This is a genomic window from Cryobacterium sp. TMT2-14 (genome assembly GCF_004402465.1).
Lineage (GTDB): Bacteria > Actinomycetota > Actinomycetes > Actinomycetales > Microbacteriaceae > Cryobacterium > Cryobacterium sandaracinum.
In genome coordinates this window covers 311455-330775 of sequence record NZ_SOFV01000009.1, presented here as the reverse complement: position 1 = coordinate 330775, position 19321 = coordinate 311455, and the positions used below count along the sequence as shown (strand labels likewise).

The window sequence follows — 19321 nt, the reverse complement described above, 5'->3', positions numbered from 1 at the left end:
GAAGCAGCTCACCGAAAAACATAAGTGCAGGCTACCACCCTCGGCAGCACCCTCAGCAGCGGATCGGGTCACGCCACCCGATCGCATCCGGCATTGCACGAATTCGACGGAGAATTTCGGGAAATGGCCGGTTTTCCGGCTGTCCGTGGCCGATACAGGCAAAATCTGCGTCGAATTCGTTCGGGGTGCTGGCGGTTCGGGGTGCTGGCGGAGTGCCGGCTAGAAACCGAGGCGGCCCAGCTGTTTCGGGTCGCGCTGCCACTCCTTGGCGACCTTGACCCGGAGCGAGAGGAAGACCCGCTTTCCCACCAGCGGTTCGATCTGTTTGCGGGCGCGCACACCAACATCCTTCAACCGGCTGCCGTTTTTGCCGATGATGATGCCCTTCTGGCTGTCGCGCTCGACGAACAGGTTCGCGTAGATCTCGACCAGTTCCTGGTCGTCGCGTTCGATGATGTCGTCAATCGTCACGGCGATCGAGTGCGGCAGCTCGTCGGTGACGCCCTCGAGCGCCGCCTCCCGGATGTACTCCGAGATGCGAGACTCGAGGCTCTCGTCGGTGACCGCGTCGGCCGGGTAGAGCGGGGCATCCGACAAGGGCAGCAGGCGCAGCAGCTCTGCGCTGAGGATATCGAGCTGGATGCGGCTGGTCGCCGAGATCGGCACGATCGCCTCCCAGTCACGCAGCTGTGACACGGCGAGGAGCTGGTTGGCGACACTGGTTTTGGAGGACATGTCGATCTTGGTCACGATGGCCACCTTGCGGGCCCGCGGAAAGTTGTCCAGCTGCTCGTTGATGAACCGGTCGCCCGGGCCGATCGGCTCGTTGGCCGGAATGCAGAGGCCCACCACGTCCACGCCGGACAGCGTCGACTGCACGAGGCTGTTCAGTCGTTCGCCCAGCAGGGTGCGCGGCTTGTGGATACCCGGGGTGTCGACCAGAATCAGCTGACCGTTCTTCTGGTGCACGATGCCGCGGATGGCGCGCCGGGTGGTCTGCGGCTTCGACGACGTGATCGCGACCTTCTCCCCGACCAGCGCGTTCGTCAGCGTGGATTTGCCCACGTTGGGGCGTCCCACGAACGACACGAACCCCGCTCGGAATCCTTCTACTTCAGTCATGACCGTTCACTCTCTCATCGTCCGACACTCCGAGGAATGCGTTCTGCGCGTCTATCAGCGCTTGGTCTCGTTCAACCAGCACGGTGCTGATTCGTTTGCGGCGGCCTTCGGTGCGTTCGGCGGTGAGGACCAACCCGCTCGCCCTGGCGACCGAGCCCGCCACCGGCAAGCGCCCGAGGGCCTTGGCCAGCAGGCCACCCACCGAATCAACCTCGTCGTCGTCCAGTTCCAGGTCGAACAGTTCACCGAGCTCGTCGACCGGAAGCCGCGCGCTCACCCGGAAGCGACCGTCGCCGAGTACCTCGACCTCCACAACGTCGCGGTCGTACTCGTCGGAGATGTCTCCCACGAGTTCCTCGATCAGGTCTTCAAGGGTGACCAGTCCGGCGATGCCACCATACTCGTCGACCACCATCGCGAGGTGGTTTGACTCGAGCTGCATCTGGCGGAGCAGCGCGTCGGCTTTCTTCGACTCGGGCACGAAGACGGCCGGTCGCTCGAGCTCCCGCACCGTGAGGCTCTCCGCGTTCGGCGGCCGCTCGTAGACGAGCCGGGCCACATCGCGCAGGTACAGGATGCCCGTGACGTCATCCACTTCGCCGTCGATGACCGGCACCCGGGAGAAGCCCTTACTCAGGAACAGGCCCATCGCCGCGCCGATCGATGAGTCCGCTTCGATGGTGACCATGTCGGTGCGCGGAATCATCACCTCGCGCACGACGGTCTCGTTGAACTCGAAGATCGAGTGGATCAGTTCCCGGTCGTCCTCCTCGAGTACATCGAGCTCGGTGGCCTCGTCGACCATGCTGAGCAGCTGGTCCTCCGACGTGAACGTGGCCAGCCGGGTGCGCCCGGGGGTGACCCGGTTGCCGAGGGCGACAAGCGCGTTGGCGATGGGGCCGAGGAGCACCCGGAGGAAGTGCACCAGCGGGGCGGTCGCGGAGAGCAACTCCACGGGGTGGGCCCGGCCCACGCTGCGCGGGCTGGCGCCGACGAGCACGAAGGAGACCGCGGTCATCAGCAGGGAGGACAGTAGCAGTGCCAGCCACAGCTCCTCGATCGTGGTCGCGAAGACGAGGGTCACCAGCACGGCCGCCGTGGTCTCGGCGATGATCCGTACAAAATTGATCGTGTTCAGGTGCGCCCCGGTGTCGGCGGCGATCGCCGTCAGGGAGCGCTTGGCACGGGACTTCTCGGCCAGGTCAAGAATGTCGGCCCGGGATTGGCTCGTGACGGCGGAGTCCACCGCGGCCATCAGGCCGCCGAAGGCGACCAACAGGATGGCCGCCGTGAGAAACCACCCGATCATCGGTCGCGGAGGCGTTCCTGCAGGGCGAAGCCGATCAGGATGTCTCGCTGGATGCCGAACATTTCCTTCTCCTCGGCGGGTTCCACGTGGTCGAATCCGAGCAGGTGCAGCACGCCGTGCGTGGTGAGCAGCAGGAGTTCCTCGAGGGCGCTGTGCCCGGCTGTCTCGGCCTGGCCCTGGGCCACCTGCGGGCAGAGCACGATATCGCCGAGCAGCCCCGGCGGGGTCTCGGCGTCTTCGGTGCCCGGGCGCAATTCGTCCATCGGGAAGCTGAGCACGTCGGTGGGGCCCGGCTCATCCATCCATTGCACGTGCAGCTGCTCCATCGCACCCTCGTCGACGAGGACGATCGCCAGTTCGGCGTCAGAGTGCACGTGCATGGAGTCCAGAGCGTAGGCGGCCAGACGCAGGATGGCGGCCTCATCGACCGGGATAGTCGATTCGTTGTTGATTTCGATGCTCAAGAGGATCTCCGTTTCGGAAGGCGGTCGCGGGGAGTGTTGGGGCGGCCGGGTCCGCGACCTGCGAATTCCCGCGCCTGATCGCTTTCGTAGCGCTCGGCCTGCTTCTGCGCGTCGTATGCGGTCCAGGCGTCGACGATCCGGCCGACCAGGGAGTGCCGCACGACGTCGGCACTGCTCAGACGCACGAAACGGATGTCGTCGACCCCGTCGAGCACCCGGCTCACCAAGCGCAGCCCGCTCGAGCCCGCCGGAAGGTCAATCTGAGTGATGTCCCCGGTCACGACCATTTTCGAGCCGAACCCCAACCGGGTGAGGAACATCTTCATCTGTTCGGCAGTGGTGTTCTGCGCCTCATCGAGCACGACAAAGGAGGAGTTGAGCGTGCGGCCGCGCATATAGGCGAGCGGGGCCACCTCGATGGTTCCGGCTGCGAGCAGTTTGGGCACGAGTTCCGGGTCCATCATCTCGTTCAGGGCGTCGTACAGGGGGCGCAGGTACGGGTCGATCTTCTCGGTGAGGCTGCCCGGCAGGAAGCCGAGTCGTTCCCCGGCCTCGACGGCCGGGCGGGTGAGGATGATCCGTTCGACCTCCTTGCGCTGCAGCGCCTGCACGGCCTTGGCCATTGCCAGGTAGGTCTTGCCGGTTCCGGCCGGCCCGATCCCGAACACGATGGTGTCGGTGTCGATGGCGTCCACGTATTCCTTCTGCCCGATGGTCTTGGGGCGGATGCTCTTGCCGCGGGAGCTGAGGATGGCCGGGCCCAGACGTTCGGAAGGGCTCGTGGAGCTGTCCGTGTCGAGCATCCGTGAGGAGGTGCTCACCTCGGACTCGGCGAGGTCACGCCCGCCGCGCACCATGAGCAGGAGCTCCTCGATCAGGCGACGCGCCGCCTCGACGTGCTCGGTCTCACCGATCAGGGTGACCTCGTTGCCGCGCACGTGCACGCTGACGCCGGGGTGTTCCTTCTCGACGGCGGCGAGCAGACGGTCGTCGGCGCCGAGCAGGCGCACCATGGCAACGCCGTCGACCGTGATGTGCACCTCGGCCTGGCCCGGCCCGGGCTCACCGGAAACCAAGCGTTCCCTCCCCGAGGGTTCCGCCGGCGGCCTGCGGAGCGAGCAGGTGAGCGTGGACGTGGAAAACGGTCTGCCCGACGCTGGCGCCGGTATTGAACACGAGCCGAAACTGGCCGTTGGACAGCTGGGCCGCCACAGCATCCGCCACCTCGATGAGTTCGGTCAGCAGCCCGGGGTCGCCGGCCGCGAGCTCGACCACGTTGCTGTACTCGGATGTTTTCGGCGTGATGACGACATGCACGGGCGCCTGCGGGGCGATATCGGTGAAGGCGATGATCCGTTCGGTTTCGGCGACGATGGTCGCCGGGACCTCGCGCGCGGCGATGCGAGTGAAGATGGACGGTTCTTGGCCGGTGGAAGACATGTCTCTATCTTAAGCTCACGCGCTACCAGCGGCCGAGCGTCACGTTCAGGATGGAGAGGGCGGCCGGGCCGGCGGTGGAGGTGCGCAGCACATTGTCGCCCAGGCGCACCCGGGTGGCGCCTGCCTGCTCGAGCAGGGTCAGCTCGGCCGGGGAGATGCCGCCCTCGGGTCCGACGACGAGCAGGATATCCCGGTCGTCGGTCGGCGCCGCCTGCGAGGTCAACCGTTCGCTCGCGGTGGGCTCCAGCAGCAGCATCCGGGTGGTGCCGGCCAGCTCGGCCAGCATTTTGGTGCTCGCCGGTTCCCCGACCGTGGGCAGCCACGCGCGAATCGACTGTTTCGAGGCCTCGCGTACGATGCTGGACCAGCGATCCCGGCCCTTCTTGATTTTGGCTCCCTCCCAGCGCGTCACGGAGCGGGATGCGGCCCACGGGATCACCCCGTCGATGCCGAGCTCCGTGGCCGCCTGCACAGCCAATTCGTCCCGGTCTCCCTTGGCGAGAGCCTGGACCAGACGGATGCGCGGCGTCAGCAGCGCGGTCACGGTCACCGTCTCGACGCGCAGGGTCAGCAGCCTCGCATCTGCGTCAACGACGGTGGCGGCGAGCATGAGCCCGGCCCCGTTCCCGATCTGCAGGCGCTCGCCCGGGCGCACCCGGCTGACGGTGACCGCGTGCCGGGCCTCGGCGCCACCGATGCCGACGACCGCCCCCGGCACGCAATCGGCGGCGTGGAGCGCCTCGTCGATGAAGAAGTGTGCCATCGACGCCTAGCCGCGAAACCGATCGCGCAGCTTGGCGAAAAGTCCCTGCTGAAAGGCGCTGAGGGCAGGAACCGGCGCCTTGTGGCGGGCCGCAAAGGCCTCGATCAGCTCCCGCTCCTTGTGGTCGAGACGGGTCGGTGTGACCACGTGCACGCCGACCTTCAGGTCGCCGCGTCCGTTCCCGCGCAGACGGGTTACGCCGCGGTCCTTGACCGTGATGATCTCGGCGCTCTGCGTGCCCGGCCTGAGCTCGACCTCGATGTCGCCGTCGAGCGCCTTGACGGTCGCGGATCTGCCGAGGATGGCATCCGTCATCGGCACCTCGAGGGTGCAGAGCAGGTCGTCGCCGTCACGGCTGAACACGTCGTGGTGGCGCACCTTCATCTCAAGGTAGAGGTCGCCGTTGGGACCGCCGGCCGGACCGGCCTCGCCGCTGCCGGGCATCTGCAGGCGCAGGCCCGTGTCGACCCCCGCCGGGATGTCGACGGGGACCGTGCGACGCGCTCGCACGCGGCCCTGGCCCTGGCAGGTGACGCAGGGAGTGGCGATGATCGTGCCGTAGCCGCGGCAGGAACCGCAGGGGCTGCTCGTCATGACATTGCCGAGCAGCGACCGCACGGCGCGCTGGATGGTGCCGGTGCCGTGGCAGATGTCGCAGGTGACGGGCGCGGTGCCCGGCTGGCAGCACGTGCCGCTGCAGGTCGCGCACATGATGGCCGTGTCGACCTCGAGCTCCCGGTGCGTGCCGAAGATGATCTCATCGAGGTCGAGGTCGACCCGGATCAGGGCATCCTGGCCGCGCTCACGGCGCGACCGAGGCCCGCGGCTGGATCCCCCGCCGCCGAAGAAGGTCTCGAAAATGTCGCCGAAGTTGCCGAAGTTGCCGTCGAAACCGGCGCCTCCGCCGCCGCCCGAGCGGCCGTTGCCGCCACGGTCGTAGTTGTCGCGTTGCTTGACGTCGCTGAGCACGTCGTAGGCGTGCGTGACGGATTTGAAGCGCTCGGATGCATCCGCGCCCGGGTTCACGTCGGGGTGCAGCTGCCGGGCCAGCCTGCGGTAGGCCTTCTTGATCTCGTCGGTCGAGGCGTCGCGGGCAACGCCGAGTACTTCGTAATGGTCAGCCAAAGCTGGCTCTCCTAGGTCTGTTCTGAAATGTGGTGTTCCGCCGGCTTCTGGGCCGAGGGGAACTGGTCAATTCTCGCCGAGAAGGCGTGAAAGGTAGCGGGCGACCGCACGGACGGCCGCCATGTTGTTCGAGTAGTCCATCCGAGTGGGGCCGAGTACGCCGAGGCGCGCCAGGTTGCCGCCCTGCGAGGAGTAGCCGCTGGTGAGCACGGATGTCTCGGCCAGACCGAACGGGGCATTCTCCCGGCCGATACTGACGGACACGCCGTGCTGGTCAGAGGCCATCTCGCCGAACAGCCGCAGAAGCACGACCTGTTCCTCGATGGCCTCGAGCACCGGGAAAATGCTGCCGGTGAAGTCTTCCTCGGTGCGCACGAGGTTGGCGGCGCCGGCCATCACGAGCCGGTCCTGCCTGTTCGCGCCGACCTGGTCCCGCAGGGTGCCGGTGATCAGATCCACCGCCTCCTGCTGCTCGAGCGGGCCGAGGCCGGAGCCGGCGGTGAGAGAGCTGCCGGTAAGGGTGCTGGCGGCCTCGCTCATGCCCAGCCCGACCAGAGCAGAATTCAACCGGGTGCGCAGTTCGATCAGAACGGGTTCAGCCAGAGGCCGGGGCAGGTCGACGACGCGTTGCTCGACCCGTCCGGCATCCGTGATCAGAACCGACAGGAGGCGAGTCTCGGACAGGGGCACCAGTTCGATGTGGCGCACCTTCGCGCGGGACAGCGACGGATACTGCACCAGGGCGACCTGATGGGTGAGCTGCGAGAGCAGCCGCACGCTGCGGGCCAGCACCTCGTCAAGGTCGGCCGACTGACCGAGGAACGTCTCGATGGCTTGGCGCTGCGCCGCCGAGAGCGGGCGCAGATCGGCGAGATGGTCGACGAACAGGCGGTAGCCCTTATCGGTGGGGATGCGGCCCGACGAGGTGTGCGGAGCCGCGATCAACTCTTCCTCTTCGAGCAGGGCCATGTCGTTGCGGATCGTGGCCGCCGAGACCCCGAAGGAATGCCGGTCGACGATAGATTTGGAACCGACGGGTTCGCGGGAGGCTACATAGTCCTGAACGATCACACGCAGGACTTCGAGACTGCGATCGGACACCATGGCGCTCGCCTCCTCCCAGCGTCGCGAGTGCAGCATCGATTGGCACTCGCGGTATGTGACTGCCAATCATACCGCGACCGGCTGGGCTTACCCATTGCTCCCCAATGTTGGGGCGCAGTAACTTAGGCATGTAGCACCTCTTCCCCGGTGCACTGAAAGGCATGATCATGAGTAATTTCACTGGTCCCGGATCCGATGATCCGTACCAGGGCCAACGGCCGCCGCAACCGCCCTACCAGCCTGCCGCCCCGGGACCGTCGGCACCCCTGACGGAGGCGGATGACCGCCAATGGGCGTCCCTCGCACATCTGGGCGGGATCCTCATGTTCGTGCCGTCCCTGGTGCTGTGGCTGCTCTTCAAAGACCGCGGACCTCTGACCAGCGTCGAGGCGAAGGAAGCGCTCAACTTTCAGATCACGCTTCTGATCGGCTACTTCGCGATCAACTTTTTTGCGACGGTTATCGGCTTCCTCACATTCGGCATCGGCGGCGTCATCGGCGGTCTCGCCTGGGTGCTGTACATCCTCGGTGTTGTCTTCTCGGTGCTCGGCTACCTCCAGGCGAAGGACGGCAACCACTACCGGTACCCGTTCGCCCTGCGCCTGATCAAGTAGCCCGGCGCACTCGGTTTTTCTTCAGAAGGAGCACCAATGACCAATTCCACCCCACCACCGCCCGCCAACCCGAACCAGGCTCCCACCCCGATGAACCCGGCCGACGAAAAACTGTGGGCCACCCTCGTGCACGTCGGCGGCATTCTGTTCTATTTCGTGCCGGCCCTGATCGGCTACATCGTGCTCAAGGACCGCGGCCCGTTCATCCGGGCACACACCGCGACCGCACTGAACTTCCAGCTCACGCTCCTGATCGCCTACGCGGTCGGCGGCGTCCTGACGATCATCCTCGTCGGCTACCTCGTTCTCCTGGCTGCCTCCGTTCTGATGGTCGTGTTCGGAATCATGGCCGCCTTGGCCGCAAACCGGGGCGAGTACTACACGTATCCGCTGTCGATCAAGTTCGTGAACTGAGTTCAGTCGGCGAGCAGGCGGCGCACGACGGCATCCGCCAGGAGTCGTCCTCTGAGGGTCAGTTCGATCGAACCGAAGAGGGCTGCTTTCGCATCGATGAGTTCGTCGGCGATGAGTCCCGCCACCTCGTGGCGCCTGAGCGGGCTGAGCGAGTCGATGGGGATACCCTCGCGGATTCGGGTGAGCAAGAGCACCCGCTCCACCTCCTGAGTGGCCGCATCGAGGGTCTCCCGCCCGGCAGCCGGTGAGTCGCCGGCGCGAATCCGATCGCCGTAGGCCGACGGATGCTTGACGTTCCACCAGCGCACCCCACCGATGTGGCTGTGGGCTCCGGGCCCCACACCCCACCAGTCCTGGCTGCGCCAGTAGGCGAGGTTGTGGCGCGAGCGGTGCGCGTCATCCGTCGCCCAGTTGCTGACCTCATACCAGCCGTAGCCTGCCGAGGACAGTAGGTCGTCGGCCAGCTCATAGAACTCGGCCTGAACGTCGTCATCGACAGGGGCCAGTTCGCCGCGCTTGATCTGGCGGGCCAGCTTGGTGCCCTCCTCGACGATAAGCGAGTAGGCGCTGACGTGGGTGGGAGCCTGCCGGATGGCGTGCTCGAGGCTGGTGCGCCAATCGACGAGGGTCTCCCCCGGTGTGCCGTAGATCAGGTCGAGGGACACGTCGAGGCCGGCCTCGCGCGCCCACTGCACCACAAGCGGCACCCGCTCGGGGTCGTGGGTGCGCTCGAGGGTGGCCAGCACGCTCGGTACCGCGGACTGCATGCCGAAGGATACCCGGGTGAAGCCGGACTCGGCGAGGCGGCCGAGGTAGGCGGCGTCGACGGAGTCGGGGTTCGCCTCGGTGGTCACCTCGGCGCCGGGTGCGATCCCCCAGGTGGAGCGCACGGCCTCCAGCATCCGCACCAGGTCGTCGGCCGGGAGCAGGGTGGGGGTGCCGCCGCCGAAGAAGACGGTCGCCGCCTGGCGGGCCGGCACGCCCGACTGAGTCAGGATCCGGCCGGCCGACTGGACCTCGGTGATCGCCTGGCCGGCATAGTCATGCTGGCTCGCGCCCCGCAACTCGGTGGCGGTATAGGTGTTGAAGTCGCAGTAGCCGCAGCGGACCCGGCAGAACGGCACGTGCAGGTAGACGCCGAAATCGCGCTGGGCTGCTCCCACGGCGGCCGAGGCCGGCAGCAGTCCGTCGCTGGGTGCGGGGTCGCCGAGGGGAAGGGCACTGCCCATGCGGTTAGACCGCGCCGATCGGATGCAGCGCGCGTAGGTACCGAGCGGTGATTTTGGCCTGTTGCCGCCGCACGAACGGCCAGCCCAGCCTGTAGAACCAGTTGCCGGGGCGGGAGAAGGCGCGGATGGTCAGCCAGACCGAGTCGTCCTCGCGTCTGTCGACGATGAACGATTCCTCGCCGCTGGCCGGGTGCCCGGCCATGGTGCCGTATGCGAAGCCGAGGCGGTCGGGTTCATCGATCACGTAGACCACGCGCACGGGGGCGTCGATGGTGAAGGGGCCTAACTTGCTCGTGAGGTGCGCGGACATGCCGTTGACGATGTAGGGCGTGCCGTCCTCGGCGAAGACGGCCTCGTCCGGCTCGGGCTTCTGGTCGCGGGCGGCCTGGCCGTCGGCGTCGAAGACGAGTCCCGTGTACTGCTGGCCGGTGCCGTCCAGCAGGTCGGTGACGGTCATTCCGCTCCCCCGCTGCACGCCCCAGGTCATCAGCGACTTCGAGGCCAGCTGGAAGCGCTCCTCACCGCTGCCAAGGCGCACGGTGCGCTCGAGGGGCCGGTAGCCCTTGGGTGGGAACCGGAGCAGGTCCGGGGCGAGGGTGCCGCCGATGGACGCGTAGGTGACGGCGGTATCGGTGAAGGTGGCGCGGCGCATCCGTCTACTTCTTCTTCGGGGGCTCGTCACCGGACAGGGCGGCGATGAACGCCTCCTGGGGAACCTCGACCCGGCCGACCATCTTCATGCGCTTCTTGCCCTCCTTCTGCTTCTCCAGCAGCTTGCGCTTGCGGGAGATGTCGCCGCCGTAGCACTTGGCGAGAACATCCTTGCGGATGGCACTGATGGACTCGCGGGCGATGATGCGGGCGCCGATCGCGGCCTGGATGGGCACGTCGAACTGCTGGCGCGGGATGAGCTTGCGCAGCCTTCCCGTCATCAGCACGCCGTAGTCGTAGGCCTTGTCGCGGTGCACAATCGCGCTGAACGCGTCGACCTGTTCGCCCTGCAGCAGGATGTCGACCTTGACCAGGTCGGCCTCCTGAGAGCCGATGGGTTCGTAGTCGAGCGAGCCGTAGCCGGCGGTGCGGCTCTTGAGATTGTCGAAGAAGTCGAACACGATCTCACCGAGCGGCATCGTGTAGCGGATCTCGACCCGGTCCTCGCCGAGGTAGTCCATGCCGAGCAGGGTGCCGCGGCGGCTCTGGCAGAGTTCCATGATCACGCCGACGTAGTCCTTGGGTGCGAGGATGGCCGCCTTCACGATCGGCTCCTCGACCTTGGCGATCTTCCCGTTCGGGAACTCGCTCGGGTTGGTGACCGTGACAGACTTCTTGTCGTCGGTGGTGACCTCGTAGATCACACTGGGCGCCGTGGTGATCAGGTCGAGGCCGAACTCCCGGTCGAGCCGCTCGGTGATGATTTCCAGGTGCAGCAGCCCGAGGAAACCACAGCGGAAACCGAAACCGAGGGCGACGGATGTCTCGGGCTCGTACACGAGGGACGCGTCGGAGAGTTTGAGCTTGTCGAGGGCCTCCCGGAGGGCCGGGTAGTCGCTGCCGTCGATCGGGTAGAGGCCCGAGAAGACCATGGGCTTCGGCTCGGTGTAGCCCGGAAGGGCGACGGTGGCGGGGCGGAGCGCGGTGGTCACCGTGTCGCCGACCTTCGACTGGCGCACATCCTTCACGCCCGTGATCAGGTAGCCGACCTCGCCGACGCCGAGGCCCTTGCTGGTGGTGGGCTCGGGCGAGGTGACGCCGATCTCGAGGATCTCGTGCGTGGCACGGGTCGACATCATCTGGATCTTCTCGCGCGGGCCCAGCTTGCCGTCGATCATGCGCACATAGGTGACGACGCCACGGTAGCTGTCGTAGACCGAGTCGAAGATCATCGCGCGGGCCGGGGCGGCCGGGTCGCCGACCGGGGCCGGGATGAGGCGGGTGGCGCGGTCGAGGAGTTCGGCGACACCGACACCGGTCTTGCCGGAAACCCGGAGCACGTCGTCGGGACTGCCACCGATCAGGCTGGCGAGCTCCTTCGCGTACTTGTCGGGGTCGGCAGCCGGCAGGTCGATCTTGTTCAGCACCGGGATGATGGTGAGGTCGTTCTCCAGCGCCAGGTAGAGGTTGGCGAGGGTCTGCGCCTCGATCCCCTGGGCGGCGTCGACGAGGAGGATTGCTCCCTCGCACGCGGCCAGGCTGCGAGACACCTCGTAGGTGAAGTCCACGTGGCCGGGGGTGTCGATCATGTTCAGGGCGTAGGTCTGCCCGTCGAGTTCCCACGGCATACGAACGGCCTGGCTTTTGATGGTGATGCCGCGCTCGCGCTCGATGTCCATCCGGTCAAGGTATTGGGCGCGCATCGAACGGTCATCGACGACGCCGGTGATCTGCAGCATCCGGTCGGCCAACGTGGACTTGCCGTGGTCGATGTGGGCGATGATGCAGAAATTGCGGATGAACTCGGGCGGGGTGGCGGCCGGTTCAAGCGCCGTGAGGGGTCTCGGTGACATGGTCTGACAATTCTCCCATAGGTGGCTGGGTCCCGGTTTCGCCGTTGCCGCGCATCGTTCCAGGCTTGCGCGCGGGAACGGCCGCGCCCGGCGGCTCGCAGCGAACCACTGCCGTGGACCACTGCCGTGAACCACTGCCGTGGCTCTTCGGCGGGTAGTGTGGCCATCTCAGGAGATCCGACCGGGCGAGGCCGGACATCCGCACCGGTTCCGCACTGGTCCGCGGTGGCCCGGCCACCCGTGCGACGGATGTCCTGAGTTGGCCACAGACGCAGCGCCCGGCCGAGCACTCACCCACGGAAGAGCCAGAAGTGATTGACGCGAACCGGGTGCTGTCACTGCTGATCTGGTGCGGCTACTCCCTGATGTCTATCATCGGTATCGCCGTCACCCTCTAGTGCGGCTGCTCACCAGGAGGAATGAATGACACCCGCCGTCCCGGTTCTTTTCGTGCACGGGATCCGCACGTCGGGCACCATGTGGCGACGACAGCTGTCCATGCTGGGCGAGGCCGGGCATCCGGCACTCGCGATCGATCTGCCGGGGCACGGCGCCCGCATGGACGAAACGTTCACCGTGGCGGGCGCCCTGGCCGCCATCGACGAGGGCGTCGCTGCTCTGGGCGGCCGGGTGCTGCTGGTCGGCCTCTCCCTCGGCGGCTACTACGCCATCGAGTACGCCGCGCGCCACCCGCAGAAGGTGGCCGGGCTGGTCGCCGCGGGAAGCTGCGCGCTCCCGGCCGGCTGGCTGCTGGACGCCTACCGGGGCCTGGCCCGGCTGATCCGCCGACTGCCCGACCAGGGACTGTGGCTCCACACCACACTCGTGCGGGTGCTCCTCCCATCGGCAGGGGCCGCCGACACGCTCGCCGGCGGTGTGCCGCTGACGGTGATGGATGCCGGGCTCGGCGCCACCGGCAGCCTCCGCCCGCTGGACAGCCTGGCTCGCTATCCCGGCCCGGTGTGGCTGGTCAACGGTTCTCTGGATCAGTTCCGGCTGCATGAGCGCCGCTTCCTCGGCGCCTGCCGGGACGGGCGCCTCGTGATCGTCCCCCGGGCGTCGCACCTCGTCAGCCTGGCCCAACCGGAACGCTTCGCCGCGGTGCTGAGCGGCATCCTCACGGAGGTTGCGATCGACTGGCCCGGGCCGATTGTCGACCTGAACGAATAGCTGGTATCGTTGCCTGTTGGCTTGCGTGTTGGGTCCCACCCCACACGATTATTGCCGTACGGCGCCCTCTACCGCCAAGCGGCCCATCCGAAAAAGAATCTAACGAAAGCGTATAAACGTGGCAAACATCAAGTCGCAGATCAAGCGTATCGGCACCAACAAAAAGGCCCAGGAGCGCAACAAGTCGGTCAAGAGCGAGTTCAAGCGCGCTGTCCGCGCGACGCGCCTGGCGATCGCCTCGGGCGACAAGGACAAGGCTGTTGCCAGTCTCGCCGTTGCTTCGAAAAAGCTCGACAAGGCCGTCAGCAAGGGCGTCATCCACCAGAACCAGGCCGCGAACAAGAAGTCCGCGATCGCCAAGTCGGTCAACGCCCTCGTCTAGTCTGCGCCTGACCGGGATCAGGATCGTTCACCGGCCCTGACCGGCGTACACAACAGCCCCTGCCATCTCGGTGGGGGCTTTCGTGTGTCCGGGCAGAGGCTCGAACCGTCGGGGACCGGTCACCTGAAATTCATCACGGCCGGGCCCGGTCAGGCGCAGCAGCATCGCCCTGACGGCGGTCCTGGCAGCCGTCGTCTCTCTGCCGCTCGCCGCGGTGATCGTGTCGTGCGCGCCGAGTCCGCCCAGGCCCACACCTCTCAGTTCGGACATCAGTCGGCGCGCACCACGGTGAGCGACCCCTCCCTGGCGCGGAGCTCACCGTCGAGGGTAAGGAGGCGCGCGAAAGCCGGGTCTGGTCAGCTCTCACCGCGGCGGGCGATCACACCGATGAGCCGCTCGAGAGCGAAGACGGGGTCGCGCTCGGCACCCTTCACCGCGGCATCCGTTTCGGCCAGCGCCACGACGCAGCGGGCGAGACCCTCGTCGGACCAGCTGCGCAGGTCACGTTGGGCCCGCTCGACCTGCCAGGGGGCGAGGCCGAACTGGGAGGCAAGCTGGGCCGAGCCGCCGCGCACCCCGCAGAGCTTCGCCATGGTGCGGATCTTCATGGCGAACGCGGCCACCACCGGGACCGGGTCGGCGCCGGAGGACAGGGCGTGGCGCAGGATGACGAGCGCCTCCCCCTGATGCCCGGCGATGGCGGCATCGGCTACCTTGAACGCGTTGGCCTCGACCCTACCGCCGTAGTAGCGGTCCACGGTCGTCTCGGTCACTTCGGTGCCGACATCGGCGATGAGCTGCTGGCAGGCCGCGGAGAGTTCGGCCAGATCGCCGGAGAACGCGGCGACCAGGGACCGCAGCGCGCTGGGAGTGACCCGCTTGCCGGCCGTCTTGAATTCCGCGGAGGCGAAGTCGTGCCGGTCGGAGTCTTTCTTCAGCTCGGTGCAGACGACCTCGATGGCGCCGCCGACGCCCGAACGGATGGTGTCGAGCAGCTTCTTGCCGCGCACGCCGCCGCCGTGCCGGAACACGACGTAGGTGTCCTCGGCCGGGTTCTGCAGGTAGTCCAGGGCCTCCGCGAGGAACGTGTCGCTGCACTTCTCGACGGAGCTGACGCGGATCAGCCGCGGTTCGCCGAAGAGGGACGGGCTGGCCATGGTGAGCAGTTCGCCGGGCGCATAGCTGTCGGCCTGCACGTCGCTGATCTCCAGGCTGGGGTCTTCGAGTTTGAGGAAGTCCCGCAGCTGGCGGATCGCGCGTTCGGCCAGGAACACTTCGGTTCCGGAGACCAGGATGATCGGCGCCGGCCGCACCTGGTGCCAGGCCAGCTGCGGGATGGCGGCCGACTTCGGCACAGCGCGGGGCGCGGTCCGGCCGGATGAAGCTGTGCGTGCGGCCACTCGGGGTTCCTTCGATTGAGGCTGTGCGGAATCCATTAAGACTATCCGGGGTCGGTGTCCGGCACGGTCTCGCTCCGCACGGTCTCGCTCCAGACCGTCAGCGCACCAACACCTGGCCCCGGAGCGATCACCAGCAGTCCCTGCTGGTCGGTGCGGAGGGGCAGTGTGCCCGCGGCCGCAAGAATGTCCAGGACCGTGTCGGTGGGATGGCCGTAGCCGTTCTCCCTGCCTACCGAAATCAGCCCCACCGTTGCCCGAAGATCGGCATAGAGCTCCGGGCTTTGGTCTGCCGACCCGTGGTGGGCGACCTTGACGACATCCACCTCGCCCGGGCTGGAGCTGCGCCGGAGCGCGTCCTGGGATTCCTCGCCGAGATCCCCGAGGAACAGGGAACGGATGCCGCGACCGTCGAATCCGATCGTCACGCTCCCCTCGTTTCCGGTCTGCATCACCGCTGAGCCCCGCACCGGCCAGAGGATCTCCCAGCGCAGCTCCCCGAGGGTGCCCGTGTCGCCGCGGGCAGCGCCCCGCAGTTCGGCACCGCCCGCGGCGAGGGCATCGTGCAGTCGCTCATCGTCGGCGTTCTCCGGGATGCCGACCAGCGCCGTGTCGACGCGGCCGATCACGGCGGCGACCCCGCCGATGTGGTCCAGGTCGTAGTGGGTCAGCACGAGGATGTCGATTCGGTCGATCCCCAGCGTGTCGAGGCAGTCGGCGAGCAGGGCCGGGTCGGGCCCCACGTCGACGAGCGCGTACCGGTCGCGGTCGCGCACGACGACCGCATCACCCTGCCCGATGTCGCAGGCCGCGATCTGCCAGTCCGCGGGGAAGGCCACGGCCCGGCCGACGCCTGCCCCGATCAGGCTGCCCGCGTAGCTTCCGGCGGCGAGAACCAGCACCGCGATCGCCGCGATCGGCCAGCGCGCCCGAACCTGCCCCCGGCCCCGCATCACCAGCGCCACCGCGGCCACCGTCAGTAGAACGGTCACGAGAACACCGAGCGGGCCGCCCAGCCAGGGTAGGCGGCTGCCGGGCAGCTCTGCGGATGTTCGGGCGATCGCCGCGATCCAGGCGGCCGGCAGCCAGGCCAGGTAGAGCACTCCCCCGGCGACACCGGGCAGCCAGGGCAAGAGCAGGCACGCGATCAGACCGATGACGGTGGCGGCCGGGGCTGCCGGACCGGCCAGCAGATTCGCGGGCACCCCGTAGAGCGGGAGGGTGGGAGTGAGCAGAACGAGCACCGGCTGACAGGCCAGCTGCGCGGCCAGCGGGATGGCGATCACGGCGGCGAGCCAGGTGGGCAGCCACCGATGCAGCATTCGGGTCAGCGGCCCGGCCAGCACGAGTAGGCCGGCCGTGGCCAGAACCGACAAAGCGAACCCGTAACTGCGGGCCAGCCATGGGTCGGCCGCCAGCAGTAGGATCACGACGAGTGCGAGCAACGGCACACCTCGGCCCGGCCGACCGGAGGCAATCCCGAGCAGCAGGATCGTCGCCATCAGAGCGGCACGCAGCACACTGGGTTCGGGCGTCACGAGCACCACGAACCCGAGCAGGGTGAGGAGCGAGATCGCGATCCGGATGCCGCGGCGCAGTCCCAGAAACCCGGTCAGCAGCATGACGCCCGCGATCACCACGGCGCAGTTCGCTCCAGACACTGCCGTGAGGTGGCTGAGCGAACTGGCACGTTCTAAGATACCGTCAGTGTCATGGCAGTTGCGATTTATACCCGACAGTCCCTCGACAAGACCGGGGACGGTGCCGGCGTGAGCCGACAGCTGAAGGCGTGCCGGGCCCTTGCTGTGAATCGCGGACTAGAAATCGCCTTCGAATTTAGCGATAACGACACATCGGCCACGACCGGTGTACGCCGTCCGGCGTTCGAGAAATTGCTGGAACTCGTGCGCGAGGGCAAGGTCGATACCGTTATCGCGTGGCATAACGACAGGCTGTATCGCCGGTTGACTGACTTGGTTCGGATCACAGAAATTGCCAAAAAACATGGCTTGACGATCTTGACTGTCCAAGCAGGTGATATGGATCTCAGCACGTCAGCCGGCCGGCTTATAGCCTCACTTGTCGGAGCCGTTGCTAGTCACGAAGGCGAGCAGAGAACGGACCGCCAGAAGCTCGCGTATCGCACACGGGCAGAAGCTGGCGAATGGCATTTTTCGCGCCGACCGTTCGGCTACCGGAGGGAGGGACGTGCCGTCGTCCTCGTGCCAGAAGAAGCAGAGGTCTTGCGGGACGTGCTGCATCGCTACTACGACCTCGGTCAGTCACGTCATTCGATCATGCGCGATCTGAACGCCCGGAAGATCCAGACGCCGCAGGGCAAGCCGTGGGGAATAATCCAGGTGCGAGATCTTCTGGGTAATCCACACTACGCAGGCATCTCAACATACAATGGGGAGGTAGTCGGCACGGGTAACTGGGAGCCCATGGTCGACCAGTTCACTTGGAAACGGTGGCAGTCGAGTCTCGCCAAACGCCGCAGAAAATCGACTTTCACGACGGCAACCCACCTCCTTTCAGGGATCGTGAGATGCGGAGTGTGCGGAGGCGTCTGCTACCGAAAGGCGCGCGCGGGCTCGGGGGGTGCCCAGTACACATGCCAAGCTTCGAGTTGCACGTCACGATCAGTGCAGATGCTCGATGAGTATGTCGAAATGGTCATGATTGCACGGCTGCAAAGTCCGGATGCCCTAGCCACACGTGAACCAATCTCGGAACCTGTCGAGCATCTGATCGATGAGGCGCAGGAAACGCATCGAAAGCTTGATGAGCTCGCTGAACTACTCGTTGAAGGCGTATTGACAGCTCAAGGCGTGCGCGACGCCTCGAAGCCGCTGCGGGCAAGACTCATCACGCTGGAACATCGGCTGGATCAGGTGAACGCAGCTACTGCCCGACTCCCATTGACAGGCATGGGTGCCGAAGTGACCCAACAATGGAACGAAACTTTGACTCTCACGGAGAAGCGATCACTCATCCGGTCACTGATGACTGTGACGCTCTTGCCATTGGGGAATGGCGACAATAGGACGTTCCGCCCAGACGCAGTCAGGATTGAGTGGGTGCAATAGAGACAGATGGATGAGGATCATCCTTCGGCCGTTCTAGTCGCTGGGCGGCACGTTCAGTTCCTGCCGCAGCCCCGCGGCATTCACCTCGGCGCTGTCATCCAGGAATTCGAGTTCATCGGCCGACTCGGGCCGCTGCTCCCCAACCTCCACTATGCGTAGACGTCTGCGTTCCGGATCCATGGCGGGATCGTATCGCCAGTGGCGGACTTGGCCTAGGCGTTGGCATTGAGGCCGTCGATTCGGCGCCGTAAATCGACGGGCGTGTTTGTACCCCTGAACAGGATCTCAGCTCATGGGCGCTCCTCCACGCCGACCGAACGGTTCGAGACGTGGTCTGGTCCAGGGGCACGGTGCACCTCCGTTGCCGCCCTAGGAGAGACCCCGACCGCGCCGGGTCGCGGCCCAGTCCATCCAGTATTCCCGTGCTCCGGGACAATCGTGCCTCTGCGTAGGCGTCGGAGCCTGAGTGCAGCGGGAACCCGCCGATCGGGCGAAGACAACGCACCTGTTCTCCGTGCCGCGCATGTACCCACGGCACGGCAACCAGCCGTTTCGAACGAGCACCCACCAGCTCGTGTACGAAACCTGAGAGACCCCGCGCATGTATCACCTGCTGCCGGGCTGAATGACTCAGCCCGGCAGCATCGCTTCTTGAGCACCCCGCACTCGAAGCATCATTGGCCGACTAAAAGCCGGCCCCGCCCTTTGAAGGACACATCATGACACTCATCCCTCGTGAACATGCCTACACGAACCCCGTAGTCTCCGTGGCAATCGGGCTCCCCGCACGGAGTCACTTCATGCTTTTCTGCGAAGACGAGGAGGACGGGAGTCGCTGGACGGCCATCGGCACCGACCGTAAGTACTGGGAAATGGTGGTTTTCGCGGCTCCCAACGTCCGTGCCGGCCTGACGCTGAATCCCCTCAAGTTCCCGCTGAAGCGCTCCGGTTGGCCAGACGAGTGGCCGGAGTCTCTGCCCGTCGAGGATGCCCAACACAACCGCTCACGAGGCTGATTTGACGCGGGGCATCCTCCTCGAGCCATGAAGCTCTCGGTGACTCCTCACTCGACGTGGTTCCCGCGGCTACCCCTGGAGAAGGGCAGCCGCGGGGCCGTAGCGACTCCGAACCCGGACCGCGGGCTTACGGTGCTGGGTCAAGAGCACGAGCCCGATGCTGAACGACCACTGACCCC

Annotated in this window: 20 protein-coding genes; 6 read left to right on the top strand and 14 right to left on the bottom strand. The window is 66.5% G+C overall.

Translation table 11 applies throughout. The features are described 5' to 3' along the window. Positions 1-219: 219 nt before the first annotated feature. The 8 genes from era to hrcA form a co-directional block, all read right to left on the bottom strand. The gene (gene era / locus E3O28_RS04015; protein WP_134415237.1) at positions 220-1122 is read right to left on the bottom strand and encodes a GTPase Era; all 903 of its coding nucleotides are present in this window, start codon (positions 1120-1122) and stop codon (positions 220-222) included. Continuing rightward, positions 1115-2431 carry a hemolysin family protein gene (locus E3O28_RS04010; protein WP_134401609.1) on the bottom strand — a complete coding sequence of 439 codons (1317 nt, stop codon included), beginning with the start codon at positions 2429-2431 and terminating at the stop codon, positions 1115-1117. Before E3O28_RS04010 ends, era begins: the two co-directional genes overlap by 8 nt. Further along, positions 2428-2895 carry an rRNA maturation RNase YbeY gene (gene ybeY / locus E3O28_RS04005; RefSeq protein WP_104099994.1) on the bottom strand — a complete coding sequence of 156 codons (468 nt, stop codon included), beginning with the start codon at positions 2893-2895 and terminating at the stop codon, positions 2428-2430. Before ybeY ends, E3O28_RS04010 begins: the two co-directional genes overlap by 4 nt. Continuing rightward, positions 2892-3908, bottom strand: coding sequence for a PhoH family protein (locus tag E3O28_RS04000; protein WP_104100031.1), 1017 nt, complete (start codon positions 3906-3908; stop codon positions 2892-2894). The genes ybeY and E3O28_RS04000 overlap by 4 nt, the downstream gene beginning before the upstream one ends. Before the next feature lie 49 nt (positions 3909-3957). Next, complete coding sequence (locus tag E3O28_RS03995; RefSeq protein ID WP_134415236.1) at positions 3958-4335, bottom strand: HIT domain-containing protein; 378 nt, start codon at positions 4333-4335, stop codon at positions 3958-3960. Between the two features lie 22 nt (positions 4336-4357). Continuing rightward, entirely contained in the window at positions 4358-5098 is a 741-nt protein-coding gene (locus E3O28_RS03990) for a 16S rRNA (uracil(1498)-N(3))-methyltransferase (protein ID WP_134375022.1), read from the bottom strand. 6 nt (positions 5099-5104) lie between these two features. Continuing rightward, on the bottom strand, positions 5105-6223 hold the full coding sequence (dnaJ, locus tag E3O28_RS03985) for a molecular chaperone DnaJ (protein ID WP_104099997.1): 1119 nt from the start codon (positions 6221-6223) through the stop codon (positions 5105-5107). A 66-nt stretch (positions 6224-6289) separates the two neighbouring features. After that, complete coding sequence (gene hrcA, locus E3O28_RS03980; protein WP_134375024.1) at positions 6290-7327, bottom strand: heat-inducible transcriptional repressor HrcA; 1038 nt, start codon at positions 7325-7327, stop codon at positions 6290-6292. Positions 7328-7494: 167 nt separating this feature from the next. Between hrcA and E3O28_RS03975 the strand changes: the two genes are divergently transcribed. Then, on the top strand, positions 7495-7941 hold the full coding sequence (locus E3O28_RS03975) for a DUF4870 domain-containing protein (RefSeq protein WP_134401611.1): 447 nt from the start codon (positions 7495-7497) through the stop codon (positions 7939-7941). Between the two features lie 36 nt (positions 7942-7977). Next, positions 7978-8355: a DUF4870 domain-containing protein gene (locus E3O28_RS03970; RefSeq protein WP_241972999.1), complete on the top strand. Its 378-nt coding sequence runs from the start codon at positions 7978-7980 to the stop codon at positions 8353-8355. Positions 8356-8357: 2 nt separating this feature from the next. On the opposite strand, the gene hemW is transcribed toward E3O28_RS03970, so the two are convergent. From hemW to lepA, 3 genes are read right to left on the bottom strand one after another with little or no spacing between them, the layout of a single operon-like run. Continuing rightward, positions 8358-9584, bottom strand: coding sequence for a radical SAM family heme chaperone HemW (hemW, locus tag E3O28_RS03965; protein WP_104169679.1), 1227 nt, complete (start codon positions 9582-9584; stop codon positions 8358-8360). A 4-nt stretch (positions 9585-9588) separates the two neighbouring features. Beyond that, positions 9589-10236, bottom strand: a complete 648-nt coding sequence (locus tag E3O28_RS03960) for a DUF1990 domain-containing protein (RefSeq protein ID WP_104100000.1) — start codon at positions 10234-10236, stop codon at positions 9589-9591. A gap of 4 nt (positions 10237-10240) precedes the next feature. After that, positions 10241-12088 (bottom strand): translation elongation factor 4, encoded by a 1848-nt coding sequence (gene lepA / locus E3O28_RS03955; RefSeq protein ID WP_104100001.1) that lies wholly within the window; start codon positions 12086-12088, stop codon positions 10241-10243. A gap of 423 nt (positions 12089-12511) precedes the next feature. Between lepA and E3O28_RS03950 the strand changes: the two genes are divergently transcribed. Together E3O28_RS03950 and rpsT are read left to right on the top strand one after the other, a co-directional pair. Continuing rightward, the gene (locus E3O28_RS03950; protein ID WP_134415235.1) at positions 12512-13258 is read left to right on the top strand and encodes an alpha/beta fold hydrolase; all 747 of its coding nucleotides are present in this window, start codon (positions 12512-12514) and stop codon (positions 13256-13258) included. Between the two features lie 118 nt (positions 13259-13376). Then, positions 13377-13640 carry a 30S ribosomal protein S20 gene (gene rpsT, locus E3O28_RS03945; RefSeq protein WP_104100003.1) on the top strand — a complete coding sequence of 88 codons (264 nt, stop codon included), beginning with the start codon at positions 13377-13379 and terminating at the stop codon, positions 13638-13640. A 356-nt stretch (positions 13641-13996) separates the two neighbouring features. On the opposite strand, the gene holA is transcribed toward rpsT, so the two are convergent. Together holA and E3O28_RS03935 are read right to left on the bottom strand one after the other, a co-directional pair. Next, positions 13997-15040, bottom strand: coding sequence for a DNA polymerase III subunit delta (gene holA / locus E3O28_RS03940; RefSeq protein ID WP_241972998.1), 1044 nt, complete (start codon positions 15038-15040; stop codon positions 13997-13999). A gap of 41 nt (positions 15041-15081) precedes the next feature. Then, positions 15082-16737: a ComEC/Rec2 family competence protein gene (locus E3O28_RS03935; protein WP_277874684.1), complete on the bottom strand. Its 1656-nt coding sequence runs from the start codon at positions 16735-16737 to the stop codon at positions 15082-15084. Between the two features lie 12 nt (positions 16738-16749). Here E3O28_RS03935 and E3O28_RS03930 point away from each other — a divergent pair, with 12 nt between their 5' ends. Continuing rightward, positions 16750-18126, top strand: a complete 1377-nt coding sequence (locus E3O28_RS03930; protein WP_134415232.1) for a recombinase family protein — start codon at positions 16750-16752, stop codon at positions 18124-18126. A gap of 33 nt (positions 18127-18159) precedes the next feature. On the opposite strand, the gene E3O28_RS16230 is transcribed toward E3O28_RS03930, so the two are convergent. Beyond that, complete coding sequence (locus E3O28_RS16230; RefSeq protein ID WP_166784728.1) at positions 18160-18306, bottom strand: hypothetical protein; 147 nt, start codon at positions 18304-18306, stop codon at positions 18160-18162. Positions 18307-18845: 539 nt separating this feature from the next. On the opposite strand from E3O28_RS16230, the gene E3O28_RS03925 reads away from it, so the two are divergent. Continuing rightward, positions 18846-19142 carry a hypothetical protein gene (locus E3O28_RS03925; protein WP_134415231.1) on the top strand — a complete coding sequence of 99 codons (297 nt, stop codon included), beginning with the start codon at positions 18846-18848 and terminating at the stop codon, positions 19140-19142. The last annotated feature ends 179 nt before the right edge of the window (positions 19143-19321 follow it).

Excerpts from the sequence above, each read along its gene's own strand:
- E3O28_RS03975 (WP_134401611.1), top strand. The coding sequence starts at position 7,495 with ATGAGTAATTTCACTGGTCCCGGATCCGATGATCCGTACCAGGGCCAA.
- E3O28_RS03990 (WP_134375022.1), bottom strand. The coding sequence starts at position 5,098 with ATGGCACACTTCTTCATCGACGAGGCGCTCCACGCCGCCGATTGCGTG.
- hemW (WP_104169679.1), bottom strand. The coding sequence starts at position 9,584 with ATGGGCAGTGCCCTTCCCCTCGGCGACCCCGCACCCAGCGACGGACTG.
- lepA (WP_104100001.1), bottom strand. The coding sequence starts at position 12,088 with ATGTCACCGAGACCCCTCACGGCGCTTGAACCGGCCGCCACCCCGCCC.
- hrcA (WP_134375024.1), bottom strand. The coding sequence starts at position 7,327 with ATGGTGTCCGATCGCAGTCTCGAAGTCCTGCGTGTGATCGTTCAGGAC.
- era (WP_134415237.1), bottom strand. The coding sequence starts at position 1,122 with ATGACTGAAGTAGAAGGATTCCGAGCGGGGTTCGTGTCGTTCGTGGGA.
- E3O28_RS03960 (WP_104100000.1), bottom strand. The coding sequence starts at position 10,236 with ATGCGCCGCGCCACCTTCACCGATACCGCCGTCACCTACGCGTCCATC.
- E3O28_RS03970 (WP_241972999.1), top strand. The coding sequence starts at position 7,978 with ATGACCAATTCCACCCCACCACCGCCCGCCAACCCGAACCAGGCTCCC.
- E3O28_RS03925 (WP_134415231.1), top strand. The coding sequence starts at position 18,846 with ATGACACTCATCCCTCGTGAACATGCCTACACGAACCCCGTAGTCTCC.
- E3O28_RS04010 (WP_134401609.1), bottom strand. The coding sequence starts at position 2,431 with ATGATCGGGTGGTTTCTCACGGCGGCCATCCTGTTGGTCGCCTTCGGC.
- E3O28_RS16230 (WP_166784728.1), bottom strand. The coding sequence starts at position 18,306 with ATGGATCCGGAACGCAGACGTCTACGCATAGTGGAGGTTGGGGAGCAG.
- E3O28_RS03930 (WP_134415232.1), top strand. The coding sequence starts at position 16,750 with ATGGCAGTTGCGATTTATACCCGACAGTCCCTCGACAAGACCGGGGAC.
- E3O28_RS04000 (WP_104100031.1), bottom strand. The coding sequence starts at position 3,908 with ATGGTGCGCCTGCTCGGCGCCGACGACCGTCTGCTCGCCGCCGTCGAG.
- E3O28_RS03995 (WP_134415236.1), bottom strand. The coding sequence starts at position 4,335 with ATGTCTTCCACCGGCCAAGAACCGTCCATCTTCACTCGCATCGCCGCG.
- E3O28_RS03950 (WP_134415235.1), top strand. The coding sequence starts at position 12,512 with ATGACACCCGCCGTCCCGGTTCTTTTCGTGCACGGGATCCGCACGTCG.